Origin of the sequence: Lactobacillus gasseri ATCC 33323 = JCM 1131 (assembly GCF_000014425.1) — a bacterium.
GTDB lineage: Bacteria > Bacillota > Bacilli > Lactobacillales > Lactobacillaceae > Lactobacillus > Lactobacillus gasseri.
In genome coordinates, this window is record NC_008530.1 from 1,105,371 (window position 1) to 1,131,856 (window position 26,486).

The window sequence follows — 26,486 nt, forward strand, 5'->3', positions numbered from 1 at the left end:
ACAAAAGGCTTTCGGAAAATTCACTCCGAAAGCCTTTTATTTTTCTTGTAAAACTTTTTCAATTGCTGCAGCAACCCCATCATGATCACAATCTTTGGTAATCATTTGAGCATTATCTTTTACAAGCGTTACTGCATTTCCCATAGCTACTCCAATTCCAGCATATTTAATCATACTTAAATCGTTCTCTTCATCCCCAATCGCCATTATATTTTCACTAGTTAAATTCAATTTTTGACAAAGAAATTTCAAGGCATTTCCTTTTGAAACACCTTTTGGATTAGCTTCATAGTAAAACGGTGCAGTTTTTGTAAATGTAATTTTATCGTCTAAATGTGCAAATGGCATATGATCCGCGATTTTTTTATCTAAGTACTTTTGTTCATCAACGTACATGCATTTAATAATTGGAATATTTTTCATTTCAGCCGGTGTTCGATAAGAAATACCTAAATTAACCAAATTAGCCTCATATAGCGTAAAATCTCCGATATCACGATCGGCTGTATAAATTCGATCTGGAGCAGAAGCATGAAAATGCAGTCCTAATTTTAAAGCTATTGTTTCTAAATCAAGATAATTATCATAGGTCAGTTGCTTTTCAAATAAAACATTGCCAGAAGTTGTTACAACCACGCCGCCTCCAAAGCAAACAACATATTCATCATTTTGATTAGCTAAGTCTAATTCATGCAGAATTTGCTTTACACCGCTTAATGGTCTTCCAGTTGCAATCACAATTTTAATTCCAGCTTTTCTCGCCATTAAAATTGCATTCTTTACTCCCCTGGTCAATTGCTTTTTAGAATTCAATAAAGTTCCATCAACATCAATCGCAATTACTTTAATTTCATTCATCCTATTACCTCAATAAAGCTCCTAATAAAACAACTAAGCCAATAAAACCAACTATACTCAGCTGTAAACGCCAAGTAATCGTTAAATAAGCAATAAATTCCCGCACAAATGCATTTAAAGTGAAATACCATTTGGTTTTAGCTCCATAACCGATACAGTCTAGCCCCATTCTTTTAGCTAAAACTAATGCGCGATACACATGATAAGAATTTGTTACAATTGCAAAACGTGAATTGGATTTCATTAACTTATGCGAAAAAGCTAAGTTTTGTCTAGTTGTTTTTGACTTATCTTCAACAATAATATCTTGGTTAGAGATTCCTTTTTCTTCGGCATATTTTGCCATTGCAACTGCTTCTGGAATTTCTTCCCCTGGTCCTTGTCCACCTGACATAATAATTTTTGAACCTGGATTATTGCGATAAACCTCAATTCCACGGTTAATTCTAGCCGCAAGCAGCGGTGTCACCTTTTTACCAATTAAACCAGCTCCTAGAACTACGATGTAATTTAATTTCTTAGTCTTAAAATTGATCAGATTAATCCATGAAGTCAAAGTATACATCATCATAATAAAAATTAAGTAAATGACGGTCAAATTAACAAATAGATACAAGTAAGTACCAAAATTATTGCGTGTCAATCGTCCAACTATAGGGAACAAGAATAAGTAAGCAATAATTCCAATTCCCATTGCTAATGATAAAAAGTTAGTCCAACGATTACCTTCCCGAATTAAAATTTTAATTCCATTATAAATAAACATTACTATTAAGATTGCAATAAATGCAAAGACCAAAACCATCAATGCAATTAAAATTAAAGCAAAAACAAGCAGAACAAATTGATGTGTAATTGGGAAAATTTCTGCGGCAATCATTAAGCTAACTGCTGTGATTAGACCGAAAGTTATTATTGTCCAAACTAACGTCATCCCTGACCACAGACTACGTCTTTCATGGGTCAATACCCAAACAAAGGTTGCTAAAGCCAATAAAAATAAAATTAATACAATTGAAAATGATAAGATCACTTATCATTTCACCACCTTAATGTAACGTAAATATTTCTAGATGTACCCTTTTCTTAATTATACAAAATAAATTGCACTGATACGTTTGCTTCAGTATAATTAAGAAAATATTTTTAGGGAGGAATCAATATGACAGATCAACTTTTAGTAACAACCACTGAAAATATTCCCAACCAAAAATACGAAATTATTGGTGAAGTTTTCGGTGTAACTACTCAGTCAAAGAATGCTCTTCGCGATTTAGGTGCTGGATTAAAAAGCATTGTTGGTGGTGAAATCAAAGCCTACACATCCATGCTAACTGAATCAAGAGATCAAGCAATTAATCGTCTTTGCGAAAATGCAGCGAATCTAGGAGCAGACGCTGTAGTAATGATGCGCTTTGACTCAGGGTCTATTGCAGGAGATATGCAATCGGTAGTTGCTTACGGAACTGCCGTTAAATTTATTGATTAACTAAAAAGACTGGCAAATACCAGTCTTTTTTATTTTCTTAATCCTTTAGGGTAGAAATTCTTTAATATTTGATCATTGCCGATTTTTCCAAAACTAAAGATATGATTTTGATATGCGACTAAAACAGAACCTCGCAATTCACTATTTACCTTAATAGTTTCACCATGTAGATAATGTTCATAATCAGTTTCATTTTTCAAATTGAGCAATTGCTTTTGCTCTTTTTGACCTAAAACTTCAGCTAATTGATGACTAGGTTCAAAGCGTTTTTTCTTAAGTAGGCCTAATTCAACACCATTATTTAAAATGTGTAATTCATTTAATAATTCTGGATCAACAGCTGGGACAAAAACATGACCATTACTTTGTAAAACTGTTTTCTGCCAATTTTCTAAACTATCTGGCAGTACAAAATTATCTAAAACTTTTGCTACTGTTGTAATTTCATCCTTAGTTAAACGCGTAATAGAGCTCTTTTTCTGATGTTTTTTCTATCTCTTCTTAACTTTTTTACCTGAAGCATCTTCAACTGCTTCAGTACTTCTCAAATGGGCTACAAACTGGCCTTCACCTACTCCATTCTGAAACCAAAGTCTAACTGTGTCTTTTAATTCAGGTAAATTAGACTTTGACCAATCAGCTTTACCCATTGACATTCCGGGATATAACTTTAAAGGCTCAATTTTCAAATGATAGTTTTCAACTAGCCAAGCAACAATTTCTTCATCTTCTTCTGGTGAATAGGTACAGGTAGAATAAACCAATTCACCGCCAGGTTTTAACATATTCATTGCTTGTGTCAAAATTTCCTTTTGCCTTGCCTGACAAGTTAAGACATATTCTGGAGACCAGTACTGCATTGCTGCAGGATCTTTTCTAAACATTCCTTCACCAGAACAAGGTGCATCGACCAAAATCTTATCAAAAAAATGGGGTAATTTTTTTGATAAACGTTCAGGACTTTCATTTGTAACTACGACATTTGTAGCTCCCCACCGCTCCAAATTTTCTCGTAAATCTTTAGCCCGACTCTTAGAAATTTCATTAGCTACTAAAAGTCCCTTATTTTCTAGAAAACTTGCTAGTGCAGTTGACTTACCACCGGGTGCAGCACATAAATCAAGCACCTTTTCTCCTGGTTTTACATTAAGAGCAACGGCTGGATACATTGCTGAAGGGTCTTGCGAATAAACATAACCACCAGTCCACTCGCTGTCACGACCTGAAACTTCACCATAGTAACCATCGCTAGTAAATTCAATGGGCTCTTCAAGACTATACTGAACATCCTGATAATTATTCTTTAAAGGATTTAAGCGAAAGCCCTTCTTACTTGGACTATCAATAGACGCAAAGAATTTATTGCTCTCTTCTTCTCCAAGCAGATTTTGATATTTTTTAATAAATTCAACTGGTAATGACATTATTTTTCCTTCTTAATTTTTATCACAAGTAGCATCAACACATAGGTAATAACCTGCATTGCAAATACGACTAAAAACAAAATATAAAGTTGACTATGGTTAGAATAGAATTTCCAAGTCTGTAGCCCTAAACTAGTTAACAAAATTACAATTCCGTTTGCTAGGAAAAAGCGTAGTCCAGAATCAGCCAATAAGTGGGCCCATATTTTTCCAGGTACAAATTTTACGTTTACTGGATTTTCAGCTAAAACAGCGGCTATTGCAGCAACTACAAGAGCAATTACCACACACAAGATAGCTGCAATTAGTTTCTTAGTAGGGCTAATTCCATGCTGCCTATTATAAGTCTTACTGAAATCTTTAGTCTGCATGTTTCCTTTTAAATACGCATGCATAGAATTAGCTTCATTTCTATTCAAACCATCTACTACGATTTTGTAATTATTAATTGACTCTTTAGCCGTGGGCTGATTAATCCCAGTTGAAAGATAATAAACTGCTTGTCCGTTTTGGCTCTCATTGTTTCGCTTTAATTCACCAATAATAGTGACATAATCATTATTCTCCTTTAGATAATGATTATTTTGTAAAGTTACAACTTTACTTTCGGTATCCGCTGAAATAACTGCAAAAGGAATTGATCCATCAAAGTCGCTTTTAGTAAAGTAACGTGAGCTTCCCTTAGCTAGGGGTTGACTCTTTAAGTTATAATTAGCCCAAATCAAGACTCTATCTGGAATATAATTGGATTCAAAATGAATCTGCACTTTATCATGAGCGAAATTTCTATTCACATAGTTTAATAACTGCTTAATACTATGCTTTTTCTTAGATTTAAAAACATAATAAGTGCTCGACAAACCATTATTATTTAAAACTTGATCAGCTCTTTGAGATTGTTGACGAGATAAAATCAACCCTAATCCCAAAAAAGCTACAAAAGAAATTATTAAAAGAATAAGTCGTTTTATTTTCATTATTTTATTTCAAAAACCTTTTCGTCAATGAAATCGAAGCTTTGAAAGCTACGATTAACTTTTGTATTAGTCCTACTTTTTGCTTTCTGCCAAAAAGTAGCAGAATTTGTAGCACCATTTTTTTCGCCAATAAACAGTAACACCGGTTGATGATCAAGACTACGATATAAATCGAGAATCTTTAAATCATCTTCTCCAAAATTAGGCGCCCAGGAGCAAATAATTAGATCAACCTCAGGGTGCTTTTTAATTGCACTCAAAGCATCCAAATTCTCTGTTGTAAAAATCGGAGCTTCGCCAGTTGTTGAGCTTTTAGCCCAAGAAAATGAGTCACTTGCAATTGCATTTATCCCTACCTGACTTAAGGCCTTTGACCAATATGCATTTCCTGCCATAATTTCTAAGCTAGATTTAACATGATACTCTTGTTTAATTAACCTAGCTGTTTCTAAGTTTGGCAAAGACCAAACTCCATATTCTCTTGAGAGAAAACTCCGAAAATTATTAAGGAGATTATTTGCTTCTTGGACTTTATCTTTATTTCCGATATTATCTATCATTATATCTAAGCTATCAGGTAAAAATCCAAGTGAATTAGGTGATTTTGGTAAAATCTTTTTTTGCTGAAGATTAGCAATTATATTATTAATTATGTTAACTTGTTTATGAAGAGGCAAATAATTGAGTTCTTTGTCTAACTGATTTAGTTTAATTTGATACTGTTTCATTTGATACATTCCCTACGAAATGATTTTACCATTCAAAGTTAATAAAAACAGGTATAATAAAAGTGATGTAAGCATTAAGGAGCAAAAGTTATGTCAAAACATAAAACTGAATCGGCTGAATCCCTTGGTCACTGGCTCCTGCAGGTATTTATTTTAGCAATTGTAATTTTCGGTTTATATATTTTTATGTTCCGTGTGCTACTTGCTAATGAAACTATCACTGGACCATCAATGCAGCCAACCTTTGAGAATAATGATCGAATCATTGCAGTAAGACATTCCAAACTCTCACGCGGTGATATTGTGATTTTACGAGCGCCAGATCAACCAGGTGCACTTTACATTAAAAGAATTATCGGCGTGCCTGGTGACAGCATTAAATCAAAAAATGATGTAATGTATATTAATGGGAAGCCAATCAAAGAGCCGTACTTAACAAAATACAAGAAAAAGCTTGCTAAGGGTCAACTGTATACCAATAATTTCAACCTGCAGCAACTTTATCATGTAAAACGAGTACCAAAAGACTGTTATTTCGTAATGGGTGATCACCGGAACATTTCAAAAGACTCACGGATGATTGGTTTTATCAAAAGAAAAGATATTGTTGGTGAAGTCAAATTAAGGTATTTTCCATTCGATCAAATACAATGGTTTTAATTTATAAATTTAGAAAGTGTGAATTATAAAATGAGTCCTGAAGAATTATCTGATGCAATTATTGAATTTGAAGTTAAAAATAATGTCAACGATACTGCGCTTGCTTTTTCAAGTCACCTATCTGTCGAAAAATTGCATGCAATGAAGACTGGCGAAGCAAAATACACAATGGAAGAAGCTGAACAAGTCCTCGACTATATTCAAGCTAATTCTTAATCTGATTTTTAATAATAGCAAAAAAGGAATAGGGTTTTGAAATCAAATTTTCAAAATCTTATTCCTTTTCTTATATCTTAGCCTCATGATATTTATTCAAAAGAAAAATATTAACGATAATCAAAATGATATCAACTACTAGTACTACTGCCATTGTTAAGTAATTCTCAGTTAGGTTTGATCTTACATCAATAGCATCTTTACTCAAGGTGGTTAAAAACATGCCATTTTGCAAAAACCCAGTTAATGAATTCATGACAAACCAATAAACATTCATCAAGAATATTAAGCCAATGCAAGTTAGAGAAACAACTACTAAGAAATAAACAAGTTTGCTTATCTTTTCTGGCAGAAAATCACTAACTATCTTCCCAGTAAAGTTTATCAAACTAACTGCAAGATAAATAAACATTCCAATCAAAATTATTAGTAAAATGACAGAAAGCAAATCTGCTAAATGTATATCCTGCCATAATTTTCCTTCTCCGATTGAGCCAAAATTTTTAAAAGTTGTCTGCCAAAACTCATTTGTAATAATTACAGGCAATCCAGCAATTACAATCATAACTATTTGTAAAATAACTAGAAAAATTCCATCAATAATTGCTGAACCTAAGTTAGCAAATAATAATGCGCTGTTCTTAATCGGCGCTAATCGCCAAGTCTGTGAAGCATAAACTTGCTCATTTTTCCTACTTGAAAGGAATAAATATGCCAAATCAAACAATGGCGTGATTGTGATGAAAGCTGTTAACATATATGATTTACTTTCACCTTGAAAGGCCATTTTTAAAAGTGCCCAAAATCCAAGTAATACGCCAACAACAATCTGCAGGAGTGCTAATCTACGAACAAGCCGCAGTTTACTTTTAGTTAATTCTTTAAATATTGATGAAAAAGATGTCATCAGTATTCCCTACTTTCCTTCGTGGAAATTCTTTAAAAGCCAAATGTTGACTGCTCCTAAAGCAACATCAATCAAGGCAACCATCAAGTTACTCTCGCTAAATGCAAGTAAACTATTTGAGGTTTCTCCCCAACGCAATTGATTTAATAAATTAATCAGATTATCTGATAAGAAAATAAAGATAAAAATCAAAACAATCATAATAACAAAGCGGATTAACTTGCTATGTTTATCAGGAAGAAAGTCTGTAATTGTTCTACTTGAGAGATTTAATGCAGTCACAATACTATAAACTAAGACAGCGAACAACAAAAATGCTAAAAATGCACTCAACATTTCTCCGAATGGAAATGACTCAAGAAACTTTTGCCAAAAGTTACCAGCATGGCTTGACTTAGAAATAGCTTGATTAATTTCCCAGATATTTGTTCGAACGTCTTTACTCAAAAGAGCTGGCAAAAAAGTAATAATTCCCATTCCAATTTGAATTAAAACCAAGTAAAGTCCATTAACAAACGCTGATAAGATATTAGCTAAGTAAAATTTACTTGATGAAATTGGAACAAGGCGCCAAGTTTGTGAGCTATATTCTTTCTCATTTTGCCAAGCAGAAAGTACCACATAAGCCATATCCGCAAACGGAGCAAAAGTAGATAACATTACAAACCAGGCTATTGGTTTAGCTTGACTAGAAAATGCATCGCCATTTGAAAATAATGCCCAAAGCGCGAAAACTGAGGCTGCTACCAATTGTAAGAGAGCCAGTAAATAAACGCTGCGACGCTTCTTTTTTCCCATTTGACTAAATAATGCTTTAAAGGTCGTCATTTTTACTCAGCTCCTTCATCTGTATATAGACTTTCATAATATTCTTCAATACTATGTCCCTTTGCTCTAATATCATCTGCTGATAAGTGACTTGCAATCTTCTTGTCTTTTACAATTACCACTTCATCTAAAATCGTTGTAATTTCATTTACAAAGTGATCAGAAATAACAATAGTGCTGTCTGGACTCTTCCAAAGTAAAATTGAATTAATAATTCTTTTTCTAGCCATTGGATCGATTCCAGAGAAAGGCTCATCAAGTAAATACAATTTTGCTTCTCGACTTAGAGTTACAGCAATTTCCAGCTTTTCACGCATTCCTCGTGATAATTGCCCGAGCTTCATCTCATTGTTGAGTTTCATAAAAGAACGTAATTGCTCAAATTTACTACTATCAAAATCTACAAATAACTTTTGATAAAATTCTTCTACTTCACCAACTTTTGTTGAATCACTTAACCCTTTCAGGTTATCAGTCATAGCAATGTTAGCCTTTCGGTAAACTTCACTGCTATCCCCATTAAGAAGCACTTCACCTTGATAGTGTTTAGCAATACCAACGATCACTCTCATCAATGTTGTTTTACCAGCACCATTTTCACCTAAAAGCGCGATAATTTTACCTGAATCAATGTCTAAATTTACATTATCAAGAATAGTTCTCAAATTTTTGCGATATGTTAATCCCTTTACTTCGAGTAATTTATTCATCTTAGTCTCCCTTCTTCTCTTCAATAAACTTTTTAAGCTCCTCAAGCGTCTTTTCCGGGGTTAGACCTAACTGTGCTGTACTTTCTAAAAACTCGCTTATTGTGTCTTTAATTAATTCCCTGCGCTTTTGTAAAATCAATTCCGTATCAGTTGTGACAAATGAACCAAGGCCCCGTCTAACTTCAAGGATTCCTTCAACATTCATCTGGTTAAGAGCACGTTGAACTGTATTTACATTTACAGTCAAATCAACCGCCAATTGTCGTACTGAGGGAACCTTTTCACCAGGCTTTATCTTTCCTAAAGCGATTTGTCGATAAAGATACTTCTCAATTTGTACATAGATTGGAATATTATCTTGAAATTGCAATCTTTACACCGCCTTCACTAGTGTATGGTTTATCTATTACACTAATATAATACCAACATCTATTTTTAAATACAAGTCTTATTTTTGTTTCACAATTTTTAATTTACATTTTTTAATAAAAAAATAGCAGATAAAATGCTGATATTGCAAGCATTTTATCTGCTATTTAGCAAGTTAATAGTATCAGTGTAAAACTATTTTTAATTTTTAACTAATTTATCAATGTTGATATAAAAGTATTTATCTACTATCAAGAAGAACCTAGAACTAATAAATTTAATCAAAAATAGTTAAAATTGTTTCACTAATTTTATTTCTTATTTCTTTCAACATTCAATTGATTGATTTTACGTAAAACGTCCACAGCTTTCCACATGGATTCAAGGACGGTGTATTCATATCTACCATGCATATTCTCTTCACCGGCAAAAAGATTTGGACAAGGTAAGCCCATATAAGTTAATTGTGAGCCATCAGTACCACCGCGAACTGGATCTTCATTAACAGTAAGCCCCTCAGCCTTGTAAGCATCTCTAGCTAAGTCCACAATCTCCATATGCTTTTCGAGTTCATCAGCCATGTTGTAGTATTGGTCCCACATTTTAAGCTTAATTCTCTCAGTGCCAAATTCGTCATTCATTTTCTTAACGATGTCTTTAACCAAGTTCTTTCTTCTTTCAAGGCCATCGCGTTTAAAATCACGAATAATATAATCCATATGTGCTGAATCAACGGTTCCATCAAAATTCATTAAATGGAAAAACCCTTCTCGACCATCAGTGTGTTCTGGACGATCATGTTCAGGCAATTGATTATGAAAATCAATTCCAACCTGAATTGCATTGATCATTTGTCCCTTAGCAACTGCGGGGTGAACATTTACTCCTTGAATATCTAAGCCAAATTGAGCTGCTGAAAACGTACCCCAGTCAAGTTTTCCTGGTGCTTCACCATCAACTGTATAAGCAAAATCTGCTCCAAATTCTTCAACATCAAAATGTTCTGCTCCAGTTCCAATTTCTTCATCTGGAGTAAAAGCTAATTTAATTTCACCGTGTTTTTCTTCGGGATGTTCCATCAAGTATTCCGCAAAAGTCATAAGTTCTGAAATACCACACTTGTCATCCCCACCAAGTAAAGTATCACCAGAAGCTGAAATAATCATTTGACCCTTATAATTTTTTAAATGTGGAAAGACTTCAGGATCTAAGTAAAATTCGCTATCTCCTAATTGAATTTTAGACTTACCATCATAATTCTCTGTAATTTGTGGCTTGACATCAACTGAATTAAAGTCTGCTGTATCACAGTGTGCTAACAAGCCGAATGTTGGCACTTTATAGTCAATGTTTGATGGAATAGTAGCAATTACGCAACCACTTTTTTGATTATAGTGAACATCTTTAAGACCTAACTCTTCTAGGTCCTTCATAATTACATTCTTTTGAAAGTTTTCTTCTCTTTCAGTTGATGGAAAACGGTCTGAATGCTCATCAGATCTAGAATTTACCTTAACGTATTTTAAAAATCTAGGTAATAAATTTGGATATTCAGTCATTTTAATTCTCCTAAAATAAATCTTGGAATGGGTTAGTTGATACCTCTGAGACTACTACAGGTACCTTCCAATTATAATCCTTATTCCACTTTTCAAGACGATCCCCGACCTTATACTTAAAAAGCTTTTCAGTATAGTGACCCGGATCAACTACAGTTAAGCCACTTGAGATCATGTCATGACCCACATGATAATAAACGTCACCAGTGATAAAGGCATCAACTCCATCAACTAGGGCCTGACGCCAAAACTTACCGCCATCACCGCAAATGAAAGCAACCGTTGAAATCATCTTATCATTATCTGCGGTAATCAAACGTGCCATTTTAATGTGCATCTTATCTTTGACATAGTATGCAAAGTCTTTAGCGGTCATTTCTTTAGGTAATCTACCTTTTCTCCCAATGGCAATTCCATCTGAATCTAAGGCAAAGGGTTCAACATCTTCAAGCCCCAGCTCTTCTGCTTGCCAATCTGCCGATCCATTTTGAGCTTTATCAGAATTAGTATGAATTGAGTACACAGTAATTCCATTTGCAATCAGCTTGCCATACATGGCATTTTGAGGATCAGAAAAGTCTAAATTCTTTGCTGGTCTAAACATTACCGGATGGTGACTAATAATCAGATCAACGCCTTTTTCGATTGCTTCATCTACTACCTGCGGACGAACATCTAAAGTAGTCATCATTTTAGTAACTTCAGCATCCATCGATCCAATTTGCATTCCAACTGGATCACCTTCAGAAGCGATTTCTTCTGGAAAATCTTCTCTTAAACGCTTTACAATATCTGCCACTTTTGTCATTTCAACACTTCCTCAATCATTTTAATTAAGTCATTTATTTTGTTTATCTTATCCTCATCTTTGTTTTTAGCTTTATTTAAATTGGTTTTTAAATTTTGATAGTACTTAAGTTGATTAGTCCACTTTTTAAAAAAAACAGGATTCTTTTCCTTTAATAAAAATGGGCCAAAAACTAAATCTTTTTCAGAAAGCTCAACTTTATTTTTTCCTTGTACAGCTTTAATTATTTCATAAATATGACCAGCTACTTCAATAATTTGCTCAGCTACAATTTCATATTGATGGTCCATCAACCATTTTCTAACCAAATGTTCACCAATATTAGCTTCTAAAATTAATGTTGGGTATGCTTTTCCTTCTTGATATGCCGTCTCTAAAAGATTAGTCATTAGCTTTCCACCCATACCGGCAATCACGACAGTATCAATTTGATCTTCTGTCCTTAAAGTTGCTAAGCCAGAGCCCAATCTTGTTTCAATTTTTTCTTCTAAACCTGCTTCTTCAATATCTTGTTTTGCATTATTCAAAGGACCTGCAGCAACGTCGCTTGCAATCGCAAAATCTATTTTTCCTTCTTTTACTAATGCAATTGGTAAATATGCATGATCAGTACCAATATCAGCCAATCGGCTTTCAGGATCTACCATTTTACCAATTTGAGCTAGTCTTTCTTCTAACACACTCTCACCTCTTACTAAAAATTTTAGCATAGATAGTCTAAAACTTAGTTGAAAAATTTTTTATAAGAAACAAGCCTTGCAGCAACTTATACTACAAGGCTTGTCTTTATATAAATATCTTAATCTAAGAAATCCTTTAATTGGTTTGAACGACTTGGGTGACGTAACTTCCGCAAAGCTTTAGCTTCGATCTGTCTGATACGCTCACGAGTTACTCCAAATACCTTACCAACTTCTTCAAGAGTACGAGTACGTCCATCATCTAGACCGAAACGTAAACGCAACACATTTTCTTCACGGTCAGTTAAAGTATCAAGAACTTCTTCAAGTTGTTCCTTCAATAGTTCATAAGAAGCATGTTGTTCAGGACTAGTTGCATCTTTATCTTCGATAAAGTCACCTAAGTGAGAATCATCTTCTTCACCAATTGGAGTTTCAAGAGAAACAGGTTCTTGTGCAATCTTCAAGATTTCACGAACCTTATCAGTTGGCATGTCCATTTCAGCACCAATTTCTTCCGGAGTTGGTTCTCTTCCCAAATCTTGCAAAAGTTGTCTTTGAATTCTAATCAACTTGTTGATTGTTTCAACCATGTGCACTGGGATACGGATAGTTCTAGCTTGGTCAGCAATTGCACGAGTAATTGCTTGTCTAATCCACCAAGTCGCATAAGTTGAAAATTTGAATCCTAAACGATAATCAAACTTGTCAACAGCTTTCATTAAGCCCATGTTACCTTCTTGAATTAAGTCTAAGAAGGACATTCCACGACCAACATAACGCTTAGCAATAGAAACAACTAAACGTAAGTTAGCTTCTGCTAATTCTTGTTTAGCTTCTTCATCGCCTGCTTCAATTCGCTTAGCTAAAGCAATTTCTTGATCCGCATTCAACAATGAAACACGTCCAATTTCCTTCAAGTACATCCGCACCGGATCGTTCATTCTGACGCTTGAAGGTGCAGACATATCTTTCAATTCAGCTTTTTCAACATCTTTTTGCTTCTTTAAAGCTAATTTAGAAGGTTCGCCTTTTTCATCAACGATACTAATTCCATTGTCTTCAAATTCTTGTACAAGTTGATCTACCGCTTTTCCTTGAAGATTATATGGCTTAATTAGTTGAGCAGTAAATTCTTTTTCAGTGATTTGTTTATCTTTTTTAACTTCCTTAACAACTTCCTTGACCTTCTTATCAAGTGTCATTGTTGCTTCTTTTTTGGTAGTCTTACTCTCTGCCATGTAAAAAAGCCCCCTCTAAAACTTCTTTCTTCTTAACGCAATTACTTTTTGCGCTATTTCAAGCTCTAAACTATTATCTTGTTTTCTTTGAGCTTCCTTTAATTGATTAAGCAAGTCGTTTAATTGCTCATCAATCTTGCTCTTTTCCAATGCCCTTAATTGATCATCTAGCTCACGTTTAGAATAATCAGGAGGCATCGTAATCATTTCCATATTAATAATTATACCTTGAAGTTCCTCAGGAATAAAATCAATAAAGCCCTTCACTTCTGCTTCATCATGGGTTTGATGATATTTTAGCCAAAATTCTGCTAATTTTGCATAACGCTCATCTGGGAATAAAAACTGTCGACTTAAAAGATAATCTCTTGCTTCATCACTATGTATAAATAGATACAGCAAGCGATCTAAAGCTGGATTTCTAGTTTCACTATCAGTTCCTGCTTGAGCTTCTTTAGGCTCTGCTGTCTCACCTATATTTTCCATTAATGTAGATGCTTGATAAGCTTGCTGATGATTTCTAGCTCTTTGTAACTTTCGTCTCTCACGTACGAACGTTACTTTTAGAGATTCACGCGTTACTCCAGTTTGACGCGCCAATTTATCAAGATATAAGTCAGCAGCCACAGGATCATTTAATCCAGCAATCATTTGAACAGCTGCTGTTATATAAGTTAGTTTTTCTCGATCATTATGTAAATTATACTGATTTGCTAATCTTTCAAGTAGAAAATCTGTTGAACTAAGAGCACCTGCAACTTCTGCACGGTACTTTTCTTTTCCATATTTTTTTACATATTCATCAGGATCAAGATTTTCTGGTAAAACAATTATTCCTAAATTAAAGCCTTGAACTTGTCCAAATAATTTCGTTGCACGTTCGGCAGCATGAATTCCAGGTGGATCTCCATCATAGTTAACCAAGATATTAGGTGTAATTCGTCTTAGCATATAAACTTGTTCGGTCGTTAAGCTAGTTCCCATTGAAGCTACACCTGATTGAATGCCAGCTTTATAAGCGGCAATAACATCCATGTAGCCTTCATAAAGAATCAAATGTTTTTCACTTCTAGCTGCTTTTTTTGCTTCAGCAAAATGAAATAGTAATTTAGATTTATTAAAAATCTTAGTTTCTGGACTATTCATATATTTAGCAATAGTTTTATCATTGCTAATTCTTCGACCAGAAAAACCAACTGTATAGCCAGATTCATCGCCTAATGGAAACATCAAACGATCACGAAAACGATCAAATAATTGTCCATCTTGAGATTCAATAAATAGACCACTTTCTCTTAGATCGTTATCAGTATATTCTTTCTTCTGCTGCAAATAAGTAAGTAAAATCTTATCATCGTCTGGAGCATAACCTACTTTAAAATGCTTTAGCAAGTCATCGGTTAATTCACGCTTTCTGGCGTATTCCAGCGCTCTTTCACCAACTTTAGTGGTTAACAAAATATGTTGGTAAAACTCTGTTGCTTGCCGATACATCTTCTTTAATGGACTAAGTGGCTTGGCCGCTTCTCCGTAACCTTCTGGCATTTGAAGATGCGCCAATTCAGCTGCTTTTTTAACACTTTCAGGAAAAGTAAGATGATCCTGATACATTAAAAACTTAAATACATTTCCGCCTTTGCCACATCCAAAACACTTAAAAAACTGCTTACCTTCACTAACAGTAAAAGATGGTGTTTTTTCTTGGTGGAAGGGACAAAGTCCTAGATAGTCTTTACCTTTTTTTTCTAAAGAAACATATTGACTTATTACATCAACAATATCGACAGAATTGCGAACTTCATCGATAAATTGTTCAGGAATACGTCCTGCCATCAATGGATCATCCCAATCAATTATTATTTAATTACTAATTTACTCAAGTCACCCATTCGATCAGCCAAGTTATTAACCTTTAATAATTGTGCTAAACGATTATTCTTTACTTTTTCATCTTTATCAAGAATCATATTACTTTCAAAGTAATTGTTAATTACAGGTTGTAATTCAACAAAGCCTTTGTATAGATCGGCAATACTCAAATCAGTATTTTCTTCTAGTGCATTTACACCAGCATTTAATTCTTCTTCACTTACATCTTGGAAAAGACTTTCATCAACTTTAGCAGCATTTCTATATTTGGCCTTCTTCAAGATGTTAGTAATTCTAGTCAAACTTTCAACTACCGGCTTAAAGTCAGCATCGTCATGATGCATTTGCAAAGTCTTAGCTGCTGCTAAAATTTGAATTGGATCTTGCTGGCTAGATGCAAGGACTGCATCAATAACGTCGTAATCATATTTTTCAACTTGTAATTGCTGTTTTACACGGTCACGGATAAAGTCAGCAATTTCATTTTCAGCTTCAGCATCCTTAGGTAATTTAGCTGCAGTTTTGCCAGACAATAATTGAATTAATTCTGGTAAAACATCTTTAACAGGAAGTGACCAACCTTCGTTTAATAAGATTCTTACAATTCCATATGCATTTCTTCTTAAAGCATATGGGTCATTAGATGATGAAGGGATCATGCCTGCACCGAAGAATGAAATAATTGTATCTAACTTATCAGCAATTGAAAGAAGTGAACCAACAGTTGTACTTGGCAAATCTCCCTCAGCACTAGTTGGCATGTAACTTTCTTTAATTGCTACACTAACATTTTCATCTTCACCAGTTAAGCGAGCATAATGCATTCCCATTACACCTTGTAATTCGGCAAATTCACCAACCATTGAAGTAACAAGATCGAATTTGTAAATATCACTAACTCGATCAAAATCCTTCATTTCAGTTTCTGAAATATTAAATTTCTTACCAAGGTAGTCACCAATAATATGAACACGTGCCATATGTTCGGCAACTGAGCCAATCTTGTCGTGGAAGGAAACATTCTTAAGCTTGTCAACAAAGTGAGCTAATGGGTATTTTTTATCTTCATCATAGAAGAATTGAGCGTCATCTAAACGTGCAACAAGAACTTTTTCGTTACCGGCAATTACGTTATCTAAGTACTCACTATTACCATTTCTAACAGCAATAAAGTGATTAATCAACTTGCCGTTTTCATCATAAACTTCAAAGTATCTTTGATTATCTTTCATTGAAGTAATTAAAACTTCATCTGGAATATTCAAATACTTTTCATCAAAAGAACCAGCAAAGACAGTTGGATATTCAACTAAGTTAGTAACTTCTTCAAGTAATCCCTTATCAATATTTACTTTCCAGTTATGTTGAGCAACTAGTTCTTGAATTTGATTAAGAATCATGCCCTTACGTTCATCAGCATCAGCAATTACATATTGACTCTTCAAAGCTTCTTCATAGTCATCTGCATTTGCAAGTACCACACTATCACCTAAAAAACGGTGACCTTGAGTCTTGCGGCCAGCAACTACATCAAGTAACTTAACTGGTACAACTTCACTACCAAGTAAAGAAACCATCCAATGAATTGGACGTACAAACTCAAAATCATTGCTGTCCCAACGCATTTTAGTTGGGAAAGTCATGGCTTTAATGATATCGCTCATGCCCATTAAAATGTCAGAAGCTTTTTTACCTTCTTTTTGAACATGAACATAAGCATATTCAGTTCCTTTAAGCTCTTCAAAATAAATATCATCAGTAGTCATCCCTTGACCACGAGCAAAACCTTGAGCAGCTTTTGTCCAATTGCCGTCTTTATCTTGAGCGATCTTCTTAGCAGGACCTTTTTTAACTTCATCAATATCATCTTGTTTTTCAGCTAAGTCTTCAACCAAAATAGTCAAGCGACGTGGAGTTGAATAAGTCTTAATGTCCTTAAAAGAAAGACCATTTTCCTTAAGATACTTCTTAGTACGATCCGCTAATTGCTTAACACTTCTAGAAACAACGTGAGCTGGCATTTCTTCAGTGCCAATTTCAAATAAATAATCTTTAGTCATTGTTCTGCCCCGCTTTCTTAGTTTCTTCTTGGTGTTTCAATAATGGGAAGCCACGTTTTTCACGTTCTTCAACAAACCCCTTTGCGGCAAGGTGAGCCAAGTTTCTAATTCTTGATAAGTAACCTGCTCTCTCAGTAACTGAAACAGCACCACGTGCATCAAGTAAGTTAAATGTATGGCTACATTTTAAGATGTAATCATAAGCTGGGTGAATCAAGTTTTGACTCAACAAGCGTTTAGCAGTAGCTTCATAAATATCAAAGAACTTAAGTAACTGCTCTTGGTCGCTTTCTTCAAATGCATACTTAGAATGTTCATATTCAGGTTGCTTGAAAATATCACGATACTTAACGCCATCGCCCCATTCAAGATCAAAGACTGAATTGACATCTTGAATATAAGAAGCAAGACGCTCAACACCATATGTAATCTCACTCATTGTTGGTTTTACATCGAGCTCGCCAACAACTTGGAAGTAAGTAAATTGAGAAACTTCCATTCCATCAAGCCATACTTCCCAACCAACACCGGCACAACCCATAGATGGGTTAGCCCAGTTGTCTTCAACAAATCGAATATCATGTTCAAGAGGTTCGATTCCTAAAACTCTTAAACTATCTAAGTAATATTGTTGAATGTCTTTTGGTGCAGGCTTAATAACAACTTGGAATTGATGGTGTTGGTATAAACGGTTAGGGTTATCACCATATCGACCATCAGCGGGTCTTCTTGAAGGTTCAACATAGCAAGCTGCCCAAGGTTCCGGCCCAACAGCACGTAAAAATGTATATGGACTCATTGTCCCGGCACCTTTTTGCTCATCATATGAAGGCATAATCATACAACCTTTAGAGGCCCAGAACTGTTCCAATTTAAAAATCATATTCTGGATATTCAGTTTTTCTGACATCTATCTCTCTCCTCACAACATAGGCATAAAAAAAGCCTATGCAAAAATTGCATAGGGACGATTTACTTCGCGGTTCCACCCTAATTCAGGAAAATATTCTTCCTGCCCTTAATTAACAACTTTGACTAAAAGGTGCCTTTTCCCAAATGCACTTCCACCATTCTGCACTCGCTGTCTTGGTACTTTTCTATTCCTTTATAGTTGTCAAAATACGTTTATATTCTATCATCTTTTTCAAAAAAAGACTAGTAAGAAACCTTACTAGTCTTTAAACGAATATAAAAAGTCAACAGCTAAAAAAGCGCCAATTCATCAAGAAATTTTTTAGTTTTCAAGTTAAGATCTAAATAGTTAGCGTACATCCGATCAATCACTTTGCCAGAGTTCTTTTTTAATTGCGGATTAATTTTCACTTTTCCTAAACGATCAATATCAATTAAAGCTAGAGTCCGTATCAAAGCAACTACTTTAGGATCTAGATGCATCCTTTGACTGACACTATTAAAGTGATCACTACAAATAATTCCACCTAATTCCAATGAATAGTCAAATGTACCTTGCACCTTCCCGCAAATTAAACAACGATCTAATTGCGGTGCTACTCCATATGCATTAAGCAACTTCAATTGCACCATTTGGGTAATAACTGCCACATCTTCCCCAGAATTTATCTTCAGCAACGCTTTCATAATCAAATCATAAAAGCTTCCAATGTCCTTATATTCAACAAAAGCATGGTCAAGCAAGTCTAAAACATAACTCGAATACGCATTCTTAGTTAAATCTAAATATAATTGGTCTAACTGCTTTACATCCTTGAAAGTCCGTAGCGAACTGATTCCTTTCCAATTTGTATTTACAATATATTTTCCGTAAGAGAAGTTAAGGGTTGCAGCTCCTAATCGGGATTTTGGTCTCAGTGCTCCTCTAACATCTATTGTAAAAATACCATGATCTTTAGTCATGATCTTGGTTAGAATATCAGCCTCTTTATATTTTTTTCTTTTAAAAATTAATCCTTGAACCTCACAAAGTTCACGTACCATCTATCTTAATTCCTTGGCATTGTAACCAATAGATTTAAGAAAGGCAGGATCAGAACGCCAATTCTTTTGAACCTTAACCCATAGACGCAAATTAACTTTTTCGCCTAATAAAGCTTCAATTTCTTGACGTGCAGCAATTCCAATCTGCTTCAACATTTGACCTTTTTTACCAATTATAATGCCCTTTTGACCCGGACGTTCAACATAAATTGTAGCCTCAATTTGAAGCTTACCACCTTCATGATCCCGCATTCGGTCAACTACCACGGCCGTTGCATGTGGGACTTCTTCATGAGTGAGCTTCAAAACTTGCTCGCGAATTAATTCAGCCACAATAAAATATTCTGGACGATCAGTCAATTGGTCTGCATCATAAAATTGCGGACCTTCTGGCAGATACTTGGCAATTGTTTTAATCAGCTCGGAAACATTGTTTCCCTGAGAAGCAGAAATTGGAACAATTTCAGCAAAATCGCCTAGATTCTTGTACGAATCTATAATAGATAATAACTTATCTGGGTGGACTTTATCAATCTTATTTATCACTAAAAATACAGGTTTTTTAATTTTCTTAAGAAGTTCGGCAATATATTGGTCTCCCTTGCCTGCTGGTTCTGGTTCAACCATAAATAAAACAACGTCGACTTCGTCCAAAGCCGAATAGCTCGACTTATCCATAAAGTCATCTAACTTATTCTTAGGCTTGTGAATTCCAGGAGTGTCAATAAAAACAATTTGCTCCTGATCATCAGTATAAATACCAGATATTTTGTTTCTTGTCGTTTGTGGTTGTGGTGACATAATCGCTACTTTTTGACCTACCAAAAAGTTCAAAAGTGTCGACTTACCAACATTTGGTCTACCAATTAAAGCTACAAAGCCTGATTTATAGTCTTTTTTTTCATCCATCATTGTTACATCCTTTATTTAAGTCTTAGTGAATTTGCTTTCCGTGATTTTCCTGATCTGGATGAAGCGGAAGTCCATATTCACGTAAAACTTTGCCTTGGATACCAAACATTACTTTAGCTTCATCATCTTCAATATGATCAAAGCCATTTAAATGCAAGTATCCATGAACTAGTGTATATCCAAACTCACGGTTAAATCCAGTTTCATACTCGACACTATGTCTTTTTATTACCTCTGGACAAAGGAATAGATCTCCAATATCTTCAACAAAATCAGGATCATCATTAAAGGCAGCCATAAAGTCTTCGTCTAATCCATCTTCTATTGCAAAGGAAATTACATCGGTTGGTCGATCTTTTCCACGATATTTTTTATTGATTTCGTGAATTTTTTCGGAGGAAACAAAATTAATACTCATTTCTTGAGCATTCTTCTTATTAATTTCTTTTTTGGCAGACAAAAGCAGATTGGTAATCCAAGGAATCCAGTCTTTATCATCATTTTTTAAGAAATTAACCTCATCATTGAAAGAAATATCTAAGTTATTCAAATTTTAGTGTCCTTCTTTTTCATAAGCTCTAACAATTTTGGCTACTACTGGGTGACGAACAACATCATTGAAAGTAAAGTTAATGAATTTTACTTGTTCAATATTTGCAAGTATATGTTCGGCTTGCAATAATCCACTCTTTGCCTTTCCTGGTAAGTCAATTTGAGTCTGGTCGCCATTAACAACCATCTTAGAATTAAAACCTAATCTAGTTAAAAACATCTTCATTTGAGCTTGAGTAGTATTTTGTGCTTCATCAAGAATTACAAAAGCATCATCTAAAGTTCTACCACGCATATAAGCAAGCGGTGCAACTTCGATTACTCCTCGCTCCATCAAGCGATTAGTTGTTTCAACTCCTAAAATTGCATATAAAGAATCGTAAATTGGTCTTAAATATGGGTCAACTTTTTCCTTTAAATCTCCAGGTAAAAATCCCAGTGATTCTCCCGCTTCAACAGCTGGTCTGGTTAGAATTATGCGTGATACTTCACCTTTCTTAAAGGCCGCAATTGCCATAACTACTGCTAAAAAGGTTTTCCCTGTACCAGCAGGTCCAATTCCAAAAACAACGTCATATTTTTGAATAGCTTCAATATAGCGCTTTTGTCCCATATTCTTAACTCGAACAGGGCGACCCTTAGCATCCCTAATTAAAATCTTATTGTATAACTCACCAAAGAACTCCAAAGTTCCTTTGTCGGCCATTTTAATTGCACTTACGACATCAGTTGCGGTAATAGTAACTCCTCGGGTAACAACCTTATCTAAAGCAGTAAAAATTTGCATAATTTTCTTAACAAGGCTTTCTTCCCCAGTTACTTCAATCTCACTACCAGTATCAGTAACTTGCACATCGTAAGATTCTTCAATTAAACGCAAATTTGCATCGTTAATTCCAACTAAGTTCATAATTGTTTCAGGTTTAGTTGGTGTAAATGTTGCTTCTACAGTTTGTCCCACTTAAAATTGATCCTCCATTATATCAAGCGATTAGTTAAGCTTCTTACCAACAATTGAAGAAGCGGCTTTACCATCAGCCTTACCTTTAATTTTTGGCATTAAAGCTTGCATAACTTTACCAAAGTCTTTCTTAGAACTTGCACCGACTTCTTTAATTGTCTCTTCAACTGTTTGTTCAAGTTCTTCTTTAGACATTTGTTTTGGCATATATTTTTCAATTAATTGCATTTCTTTTTTAGTTTGATCAATTAAATCATCTCTGCCTGCCTTTGAAAATTCTTCTAAAGATTCCTTACGTTGCTTAAGCGCACTAGACAAGACTGTTAATTCGTCATCACTAGTTAAGTCATGTCCCACTTTAATTTTATAATTCATTACTGCAGCCTTGAGTGAACGAATAGTTGTTAAAGCTTCCTTATCTTTAGCCTTCATAGCTGCTTTCATATCTTGCATTAAAGTATCATTTAGTGACATTTATTTTTCTCCTCTTTAATCAAAACTTACAAAGTCTATTCTAAACTTTTTAAACAAAAAAAGCTCTTGATAGAGCGAATTTCTATCAAGAGCTTTTTTATATTAATAATGTCTACGCTTACGAGCAGCTTCGGATTTTAACTTTCTCTTAACGCTTGGTTTTTCGTAGAATTCACGCTTGCGGTATTCTTGCAAGGTACCACTTCTAGAAACGGAACGTTTGAAACGACGAAGAGCATCATCAATAGACTCGTTTTCGTGAACGATTGTCTTAGCCATGTGAGATCCCTCCTTCCATTTCTTGGCACACAAATATGTGCCACAACAATATAGTTAAATTATAGCTAAACGAGAAAAGTCGGTCAATAGTCGATTAACATTTTTCTCACTTATTTTGGTATAATTAGGTAAACAATGAGGTGAAATATATGACTGAAGAAAAGAAAGAAAATCAAAAAATCGTTAACTTAATTATTATCTCTGACTCTGTCGGGGATACTGCCTTTAACATGGTTCAAGCCGGTGCTGTTCAATATCCAGACGTGAAATTTAATTACCGTCGCTATCCATTTATTACTAATCGTGAAAAACTAGAGAAAGTTTTCAACGAAATCACAGAATTTGAAAATGTATTAATCGCATTTACGCTAATTCACGAAGATGAACAATTAGCCGCAATTAAATTTGCACGTGAACATAATATGAAGTATGTAGACCTTCTTTCTGGTGTAATTGAAAATATTCATTCTTTAACTGGCGAAGAACCAAAACACGAAATTGGTGCTGTTCACCACATGGGACAAAACTATTTCGACAGAATTTCCGCAATGGAATTTGCCGTAATGTATGATGATGGAAAAGATCCTAAAGGTTTCTTAGAAGCAGACGTTGTTTTGCTTGGAGTTTCAAGAACTTCAAAGACCCCTCTTTCATTGTTCTTAGCAAACAAGAATTTGAAAGTAGCTAACTTACCTCTTGTTCCTCAAACTCATATTCCAGATGAAATTTATAAAGTTGATCCTAAAAAGATTATCGGTTTGACTAATGACCCATCCGTCTTAAATGAAATTAGACGTCAAAGAATGATTGCTTACGGCTTGAATCCTGATACGACTTACTCAAATATGGATTCTATCAATGCCGAACTTGACGCTGCTAATAAGCTTTATAAGAAACTTGGTTGTTACGTAATTAATGTTGCTCATCGTTCAATTGAAGAGACAGCTGCTTTAATTATGGAACACCTCGGCATCGATGACTATGCGAAATAATTAGTTTTATGAATGTATTTCAAAAGGCTTAATCTACAACTAACTCATGTAGATTAAGCCTTTTTTCTTATACTATTAAACTGGTTTCTGCTCCTTGAAGCGTCCGTATACTTTATCAACTTCACTTACACTCATAAATGCATAAGGATCAGATTGAATAACAATATTATAAATATCGAACATATCGTAACGATCAATGATTGTCATTAAGACGGTCTTTTCCGTATGACTATACGCACCTTCAACATCATGAAAGATCGTAATACCTCGGTGCATCTTGCGCTGAATACCTTCAATAATATGTTTCGGGTGTTCAGTAACGATAAAGACCTGCATTTTTTGATGCTGCGTATAAACAGCGTCAATTACTCTACCATTAACAAAAATGTTTAAAGCAGTATATAAAGCTCTCGTCCAGCCAAATACAAAACCAGCACAGATAACAATGATTAGATTAAAGAAAATATTAATTTGGCCGAAACTCTTGCCAGTCTTTTTTCTTAAAATAATGCCTAGAACATCTAAACCACCTGTAGAAATTCCTGATTTCAAGGCAATTCCCGTTCCGACCCCATTAATTACGCCACCAAATAAGGCACAAATGATTGGATCATAAGTAATCTTAATCGGAGCAATTACTCGCATCATGATTGATCCAAGTAATACGGCAATAATGGTAAAAATTGTAAAGCGATGTCCTATTTTACACCATCCCAAGATAAAAAGCGGAATGTTTAAAACAAAGTACATCACTGAGGTCGATAAGGTAAATGGCATGAATCGTTCAGACACTGATTGAATAATCTGTGCAAATCCCGTAATACCAGAGGCGTAGATCTTACCAGGACCCCAGAAAAAGTTCAGGGCCACAGCAACCGCCAAAGCATAGAGGAATGCCGCAGATAATTTTGAAATTAGATAGTGTCTACGAGACAGCTTTTCTAATTGACTCATCTTGATTTTCCTTTTTTATATCAAATAATCTTTTGCACTATCTATTCTAACAATCATTATCAAAAAAGAAAGATAATTCTAGTGCCTATTTGACTATTATTTTTTCCAGTGCTTTTCAATAAATTGAGCCCTTCCTCCGGCCTCTTCAATTTGATAACGTAATGGATCCTTTTTATAGAAATCTTGATGATAATCTTCTGCTGGATAAAAAGGTTCAGCAGGTTCAATTTTGGTTACGATTGGCTCATCAAACCTGTGTGAATCTTCAAGCTGCATTTTAGATTCTTCGGCAATTTCTTTTTGTTGTGGAGAATTATAAAAAATTATCGGTTGATATTGACTACCACGATCTTGAAATTGTCCCATTGCATCTGTTGGATCAGTCACTTGCCAATAAATATCAACTAGTTTCTTATACGAAATAATTTTGGGATCGAATGTTATCTCTACAGCCTCAACATGACCTGTTGTCCCAGTACAGACTTCTTCATAGCTAGGATTTTCAACATGACCGCCAGTATAGCCAGAAACAACACTGACAATGCCTGGATAAGTGTCAAAAGGCTCAACCATGCACCAGAAACATCCGCCAGCAAAGATAGCTGTGTCATAGTGCGATTCTTTAGTATTATCAAGGGGTTTAGCTACTTCCATTTTATTAGTACTTCTTTCTAATTTTGAATAATTCTGAATTATTTCCACTATTTTTTCACTATAGCTTTATATCAAAAAATAGCGAACCAATTATTTAGTTCATAATCAATTCACTATTTAGCTTAAAGTATTTATTTGATTTTTACTATTTTTTTATCTTTAATAACTCTTCTTCAATTACAGGCAACCAACTTAACTTATACCCTGCACGCGTTGGGTGGATCGGATCAAGCATATAAAGTTCTCTGTCTTTTTCATTATAGTTAAAAGCATCATCATCCCACAAATTAAGGAAATCAAAATTCCACTTATTTTGTAATTCCTTAACTCTCTCAACCATTTGACCATAGAATTCTGAATCAAATTTTGGATTACTAAAAATCAACACAGGACAATTCCAGTTTTTCTTTACATAATTTAAAATATATTCAATTGCACCCGTTACTGTCTGCTTGTCAAAATTATCATCTTGTGCAATTTCGCCTAGATCTTCTTTTCCTTTAATTGCATCATTAGTTGAAAGTTGCAAGACAAATGCTGTTAATTTTTCTAAAACTGGCAATCTTCCGATTCTTCCAATATATGAATTAGAGTCATTATCAACTAATGTCGTCCCCGAAACGGCATCCTCAAAAGCACAAATATTATCTTTTTTACTTAAATAATCAACAAAAGATTCACCTAAAGCACCAGCACCATAGGTCACTGAACTACCCAAAAAAGCAATCTGATTATTAATCAAATCACTGGGTTCCATCTTAGTTTGAGCAACACTATATTTTTTAGCATTTCCTTCTGCTTTAATTGCCTTTGTTAAAAATTCAGGATTATCCTTACCAAATTTCAATAACTCGGGAATATGTTCTTCAGGTACATCTAAATTATAAAGTTCTTCTTCAAAATTCATTTTCTATCGTCCTTTGAATAACTTCTGATAATTTTCATAACCTTCCTCCTCTAGCTTATCATATGGAATGAACTTTAACGCAGCAGAATTAATACAATATCTCAAGCCGCCTTGATCAACGGGACCATCTGTAAAAACATGCCCTAAATGAGAGTCAGCTAGCGGACTTTTTACTTCAGTTCGTTCCATTCCATGCGATTGATCCCGATGATAAACAAGTTTTTCAATTGGTTTCGTAAAACTCGGCCAACCACAACCAGCATCATACTTATCTTCACTAGAAAATAAGGGCTCCCCAGATACCACATCAACATAAATTCCCTTTTGATTAAATTTGTCATACTTTCCAGTAAAAGGATATTCAGTCGCAGCATGTTGAGTAACTTCATATTGCTCTGAGTTTAATTTTTTAAGTGCTTCTTCTTTATTAAACATTTTCTCACCTTCTTTTTTAAACATATC

The 26,486-nt window shown here is 34.5% G+C and carries 29 protein-coding genes and 1 pseudogene; 4 read left to right on the forward strand and 26 right to left on the reverse strand.

Features of this window, described 5'->3' with window-relative positions:
• Window positions 1-36: 36 nt before the first annotated feature.
• Both LGAS_RS05390 and LGAS_RS05395 read right to left on the reverse strand, forming a co-directional pair.
• The gene (locus tag LGAS_RS05390) at window positions 37-858 is read right to left on the reverse strand and encodes a Cof-type HAD-IIB family hydrolase (protein WP_003654594.1); all 822 of its coding nucleotides are present in this window, start codon (window positions 856-858) and stop codon (window positions 37-39) included.
• A 4-nt stretch (window positions 859-862) separates the two neighbouring features.
• Window positions 863-1,891, reverse strand: a complete 1,029-nt coding sequence (locus LGAS_RS05395; RefSeq protein ID WP_003647202.1) for a YdcF family protein — start codon at window positions 1,889-1,891, stop codon at window positions 863-865.
• 129 nt (window positions 1,892-2,020) lie between these two features.
• Between LGAS_RS05395 and LGAS_RS05400 the strand changes: the two genes are divergently transcribed.
• Window positions 2,021-2,347 (forward strand): heavy metal-binding domain-containing protein, encoded by a 327-nt coding sequence (locus LGAS_RS05400; RefSeq protein ID WP_003647201.1) that lies wholly within the window; start codon window positions 2,021-2,023, stop codon window positions 2,345-2,347.
• A gap of 29 nt (window positions 2,348-2,376) precedes the next feature.
• Here the strand turns inward: LGAS_RS05400 and LGAS_RS05405 are convergent.
• The 3 genes and pseudogenes from LGAS_RS05405 to LGAS_RS05415 form a co-directional block, all read right to left on the reverse strand.
• Window positions 2,377-3,771: pseudogene (locus LGAS_RS05405) on the reverse strand (RsmB/NOP family class I SAM-dependent RNA methyltransferase).
• Window positions 3,771-4,748: a hypothetical protein gene (locus tag LGAS_RS05410; RefSeq protein WP_003647199.1), complete on the reverse strand. Its 978-nt coding sequence runs from the start codon at window positions 4,746-4,748 to the stop codon at window positions 3,771-3,773. Before LGAS_RS05410 ends, LGAS_RS05405 begins: the two are co-directional and overlap by 1 nt.
• Window positions 4,748-5,476 (reverse strand): hypothetical protein, encoded by a 729-nt coding sequence (locus tag LGAS_RS05415; RefSeq protein ID WP_003654588.1) that lies wholly within the window; start codon window positions 5,474-5,476, stop codon window positions 4,748-4,750. The genes LGAS_RS05410 and LGAS_RS05415 overlap by 1 nt, the downstream gene beginning before the upstream one ends.
• A gap of 90 nt (window positions 5,477-5,566) precedes the next feature.
• On the opposite strand from LGAS_RS05415, the gene lepB reads away from it, so the two are divergent.
• Window positions 5,567-6,136 carry a signal peptidase I gene (lepB, locus tag LGAS_RS05420; RefSeq protein WP_003647197.1) on the forward strand — a complete coding sequence of 190 codons (570 nt, stop codon included), beginning with the start codon at window positions 5,567-5,569 and terminating at the stop codon, window positions 6,134-6,136.
• Between the two features lie 30 nt (window positions 6,137-6,166).
• Window positions 6,167-6,352: an LBP_cg2779 family protein gene (locus tag LGAS_RS05425; protein ID WP_003648964.1), complete on the forward strand. Its 186-nt coding sequence runs from the start codon at window positions 6,167-6,169 to the stop codon at window positions 6,350-6,352.
• 70 nt (window positions 6,353-6,422) lie between these two features.
• On the opposite strand, the gene LGAS_RS05430 is transcribed toward LGAS_RS05425, so the two are convergent.
• The 17 genes from LGAS_RS05430 to rpsU form a co-directional block, all read right to left on the reverse strand.
• Complete coding sequence (locus LGAS_RS05430; RefSeq protein WP_003647195.1) at window positions 6,423-7,259, reverse strand: hypothetical protein; 837 nt, start codon at window positions 7,257-7,259, stop codon at window positions 6,423-6,425.
• A gap of 9 nt (window positions 7,260-7,268) precedes the next feature.
• The gene (locus tag LGAS_RS05435; protein WP_003647194.1) at window positions 7,269-8,087 is read right to left on the reverse strand and encodes a hypothetical protein; all 819 of its coding nucleotides are present in this window, start codon (window positions 8,085-8,087) and stop codon (window positions 7,269-7,271) included.
• Window positions 8,088-8,089: 2 nt separating this feature from the next.
• Window positions 8,090-8,797 carry an ATP-binding cassette domain-containing protein gene (locus LGAS_RS05440; RefSeq protein ID WP_003647193.1) on the reverse strand — a complete coding sequence of 236 codons (708 nt, stop codon included), beginning with the start codon at window positions 8,795-8,797 and terminating at the stop codon, window positions 8,090-8,092.
• Window position 8,798: 1 nt separating this feature from the next.
• Window positions 8,799-9,167, reverse strand: coding sequence for a GntR family transcriptional regulator (locus LGAS_RS05445; protein ID WP_003647192.1), 369 nt, complete (start codon window positions 9,165-9,167; stop codon window positions 8,799-8,801).
• 310 nt (window positions 9,168-9,477) lie between these two features.
• The gene (pepT, locus tag LGAS_RS05450; RefSeq protein ID WP_003651680.1) at window positions 9,478-10,725 is read right to left on the reverse strand and encodes a peptidase T; all 1,248 of its coding nucleotides are present in this window, start codon (window positions 10,723-10,725) and stop codon (window positions 9,478-9,480) included.
• Between the two features lie 10 nt (window positions 10,726-10,735).
• On the reverse strand, window positions 10,736-11,533 hold the full coding sequence (locus LGAS_RS05455) for a Nif3-like dinuclear metal center hexameric protein (protein ID WP_003647190.1): 798 nt from the start codon (window positions 11,531-11,533) through the stop codon (window positions 10,736-10,738).
• A complete protein-coding gene (locus tag LGAS_RS05460; RefSeq protein ID WP_003656194.1) occupies window positions 11,530-12,243 on the reverse strand; it encodes a tRNA (adenine(22)-N(1))-methyltransferase in 714 nt (237 codons plus the stop codon). The genes LGAS_RS05455 and LGAS_RS05460 overlap by 4 nt, the downstream gene beginning before the upstream one ends.
• A gap of 89 nt (window positions 12,244-12,332) precedes the next feature.
• Entirely contained in the window at window positions 12,333-13,454 is a 1,122-nt protein-coding gene (rpoD, locus tag LGAS_RS05465) for an RNA polymerase sigma factor RpoD (RefSeq protein WP_003647189.1), read from the reverse strand.
• A 15-nt stretch (window positions 13,455-13,469) separates the two neighbouring features.
• The gene (gene dnaG / locus LGAS_RS05470; RefSeq protein ID WP_003651685.1) at window positions 13,470-15,287 is read right to left on the reverse strand and encodes a DNA primase; all 1,818 of its coding nucleotides are present in this window, start codon (window positions 15,285-15,287) and stop codon (window positions 13,470-13,472) included.
• A gap of 23 nt (window positions 15,288-15,310) precedes the next feature.
• The gene (gene glyS / locus LGAS_RS05475; RefSeq protein ID WP_003647187.1) at window positions 15,311-17,383 is read right to left on the reverse strand and encodes a glycine--tRNA ligase subunit beta; all 2,073 of its coding nucleotides are present in this window, start codon (window positions 17,381-17,383) and stop codon (window positions 15,311-15,313) included.
• Complete coding sequence (gene glyQ, locus LGAS_RS05480) at window positions 17,376-18,293, reverse strand: glycine--tRNA ligase subunit alpha (protein ID WP_003647186.1); 918 nt, start codon at window positions 18,291-18,293, stop codon at window positions 17,376-17,378. The genes glyS and glyQ overlap by 8 nt, the downstream gene beginning before the upstream one ends.
• A gap of 293 nt (window positions 18,294-18,586) precedes the next feature.
• Window positions 18,587-19,339: a DNA repair protein RecO gene (gene recO, locus LGAS_RS05485; protein ID WP_003647185.1), complete on the reverse strand. Its 753-nt coding sequence runs from the start codon at window positions 19,337-19,339 to the stop codon at window positions 18,587-18,589.
• Window positions 19,340-20,251: a GTPase Era gene (era, locus tag LGAS_RS05490; protein WP_003656193.1), complete on the reverse strand. Its 912-nt coding sequence runs from the start codon at window positions 20,249-20,251 to the stop codon at window positions 19,340-19,342.
• 22 nt (window positions 20,252-20,273) lie between these two features.
• Entirely contained in the window at window positions 20,274-20,801 is a 528-nt protein-coding gene (gene ybeY, locus LGAS_RS05495; RefSeq protein WP_003647183.1) for an rRNA maturation RNase YbeY, read from the reverse strand.
• A 3-nt stretch (window positions 20,802-20,804) separates the two neighbouring features.
• Window positions 20,805-21,713: a PhoH family protein gene (locus LGAS_RS05500; protein ID WP_223225661.1), complete on the reverse strand. Its 909-nt coding sequence runs from the start codon at window positions 21,711-21,713 to the stop codon at window positions 20,805-20,807.
• Window positions 21,714-21,794: 81 nt separating this feature from the next.
• Window positions 21,795-22,238 carry a GatB/YqeY domain-containing protein gene (locus LGAS_RS05505; protein ID WP_003647181.1) on the reverse strand — a complete coding sequence of 148 codons (444 nt, stop codon included), beginning with the start codon at window positions 22,236-22,238 and terminating at the stop codon, window positions 21,795-21,797.
• A 102-nt stretch (window positions 22,239-22,340) separates the two neighbouring features.
• A complete protein-coding gene (rpsU, locus tag LGAS_RS05510) occupies window positions 22,341-22,517 on the reverse strand; it encodes a 30S ribosomal protein S21 (RefSeq protein ID WP_003647180.1) in 177 nt (58 codons plus the stop codon).
• Between the two features lie 149 nt (window positions 22,518-22,666).
• Between rpsU and LGAS_RS05515 the strand changes: the two genes are divergently transcribed.
• Entirely contained in the window at window positions 22,667-23,509 is an 843-nt protein-coding gene (locus LGAS_RS05515; RefSeq protein ID WP_003647179.1) for a pyruvate, water dikinase regulatory protein, read from the forward strand.
• A 75-nt stretch (window positions 23,510-23,584) separates the two neighbouring features.
• Here LGAS_RS05515 and LGAS_RS05520 read toward each other — a convergent pair whose 3' ends face one another.
• The 4 genes from LGAS_RS05520 to msrB form a co-directional block, all read right to left on the reverse strand.
• Window positions 23,585-24,463, reverse strand: coding sequence for a YitT family protein (locus LGAS_RS05520; protein WP_003647178.1), 879 nt, complete (start codon window positions 24,461-24,463; stop codon window positions 23,585-23,587).
• 96 nt (window positions 24,464-24,559) lie between these two features.
• Window positions 24,560-25,117, reverse strand: coding sequence for a peptide-methionine (S)-S-oxide reductase MsrA (msrA, locus tag LGAS_RS05525; protein ID WP_003651693.1), 558 nt, complete (start codon window positions 25,115-25,117; stop codon window positions 24,560-24,562).
• Window positions 25,118-25,262: 145 nt separating this feature from the next.
• Window positions 25,263-26,024, reverse strand: a complete 762-nt coding sequence (locus LGAS_RS05530) for an SGNH/GDSL hydrolase family protein (RefSeq protein WP_003647176.1) — start codon at window positions 26,022-26,024, stop codon at window positions 25,263-25,265.
• Window positions 26,025-26,027: 3 nt separating this feature from the next.
• Window positions 26,028-26,459, reverse strand: coding sequence for a peptide-methionine (R)-S-oxide reductase MsrB (msrB, locus tag LGAS_RS05535; protein ID WP_003651696.1), 432 nt, complete (start codon window positions 26,457-26,459; stop codon window positions 26,028-26,030).
• Between the last annotated feature and the right edge of the window lie 27 nt (window positions 26,460-26,486).